Source organism: Streptomyces sp. NPDC127084 (assembly GCF_042724175.1).
GTDB lineage: Bacteria > Actinomycetota > Actinomycetes > Streptomycetales > Streptomycetaceae > Streptomyces.
In genome coordinates this window covers 1-1,840 of sequence record NZ_JBHXFA010000298.1, presented here as the reverse complement: position 1 = coordinate 1,840, position 1,840 = coordinate 1, and the positions used below count along the sequence as shown (strand labels likewise).

General features: G+C 64.6%; 2 protein-coding genes. One reads left to right on the top strand and one right to left on the bottom strand.

Going from position 1 to position 1,840, the window contains the following annotated elements:
• A partial coding sequence (locus ACFWI9_RS33395; protein WP_387168810.1) for a YncE family protein occupies positions 1–569 on the top strand: 569 nt, incomplete at its 5' end.
• A 109-nt stretch (positions 570–678) separates the two neighbouring features.
• Here the strand turns inward: ACFWI9_RS33395 and ACFWI9_RS33390 are convergent.
• Complete coding sequence (locus ACFWI9_RS33390; protein ID WP_387168808.1) at positions 679–1,548, bottom strand: DUF4158 domain-containing protein; 870 nt, start codon at positions 1,546–1,548, stop codon at positions 679–681.
• Positions 1,549–1,840 lie beyond the last annotated feature (292 nt).

The window sequence follows — 1,840 nt, the reverse complement described above, 5'->3', positions numbered from 1 at the left end:
GCGCACGCGCCTACGTCACCAACCTCGACTCGGACAATGTGTCGGTGATCAACACCACCGACAACACCGTCCTCACCACCATCCCCGTCGGCACCGGGCCTCGAGGTGTGGCCATCTCCCCCGACGGCGCACGCGCCTACGTCACCAACCAAGGCTCGAATAATGTGTCGGTGATCAACACCACCGACAACACCGTCCTCACCACCATCCCCGTCGGCACCCAGCCTTTGGGTGTGGCGGTCTCCCCCGCCGGCGGACGCGCCTACGTCACCAACGTCGACTCGAATAATGTGTCGGTGATCAACACCACCGACAACACCGTCCTCACCACCATCCCCGTCGGCACCCAGCCTGTTGGTGTCACGGTCGGAGCCGTACCAGGACAAGCCACAGTCGACTGCCCCAGCGGCAGCGTCCTCACCGGCGGCGGATTCAAACTCACCGGACCCGCCCCCGACGACCTCACCAGCCAACCCGTCGACGACACCTGGCTGGTCAGCGGCCAAAACGAAACACAAAAACCCCTCACCCTCACCCCCTACGCCCTCTGCGCCGACAACACCCCCTAACGGGCTGCGGCGCCGGGAATGTCCATCCCCTGGAAGCGTAGAGACCTTTCTGCGCGGCCTCGCCTCTCTGGTGGGCCAGGGCACGCTGCTGACTGATCATCTGCTCGAACTACGCAGGGGGACGCGTCGCCCCTCTGAGCCACCGGAGCCACCCGGGCGGGTACTGCACGCTGTGCTGGCTTCGCACTGTCCACCTGCTCGCTGACACCGTAGCGGTCTCACCGGAGGACATAGCGGCATGACCATCTGGCGCGTCGACAAAGCGGCCCGGCATCATGCCGCAACCGACGTCCCGACTCCACAGCGCCGTATCTCGTCCTTGACCCTGGCCTTGGCACCACGTGGGCATCGGAGCCGGACGCGTGGCGTAGAGCCACGCGCACCGGCGTGCGTCTCCGCAGTCCCGGATACGTACGCCGATTATTTCGCCGAATATTGTCCGGCTGAGCTTCGCGAATAATGCTTGCGAAATAACACCGTTAACAAGAACCCTCGGCACAGGTACATTAGTGAATGTAATCGTGCTACGGTGGAGCAAAACAGTCCACGCTATGAGTTGTGGGCCCCGCACCTGCACCCGCGTCCGGACCGAAGCCGCCATCCGGTCCAGCGTCGAGAACCCCGGCAGCTCCAGTCCCGCGCGGACCAACTCCTCCAGCGCCACATTGACCAGGTCCACCACCGATGCACGGACCGGCGCAGCCTCCTCCATCGCGGTGACGGCGATCTCCCGGGCACGGGCAGGGTCGTGCACCAGGCCCAGGTACTCCCGAATCCAGGCGCGATAGCGCTCCGCGGACCGCCCAGCGACCGCTGCCACCACATCCTCAGGCAACCCGGCGACGGCACGGACCCGGACAACGACCCGCTCGGGAACCTGCTCCAGATCAGGGAAGTACCCAGCCTGGCACAGGACTTCAGCAGCACCAGCAACGCGAGAAGTGCCTCCGGGGGCTCGCGGGTCCGCAACCGCGCCCATGCAATCTCGGCCTCACCCGGGGTGAAGAACTGCGCCAGCTCGCGCTCGGAGATGATCCGCTTGAACCTTGGATACGCCGTCCGCTCCACCAACGCCACAACCACACCGCCAATCACATGATCAGCAGCACACTACCTCCGACTCAGGAGCCTACGATCATCACGGAGCGCCACCAGAACCGCATACACCCTGTGACCTTCAGTGAACCTCTTTCATCCTGAATGGTTGCGGGTCAGGAGTGTGTGGATGGCTTGGACGATGGTGCTGATGCGGCGGGTGGAGCATCGGGCTC

Excerpts from the sequence above, each read along its gene's own strand:
- ACFWI9_RS33390 (WP_387168808.1), bottom strand. The coding sequence starts at position 1,548 with ATGGGCGCGGTTGCGGACCCGCGAGCCCCCGGAGGCACTTCTCGCGTT.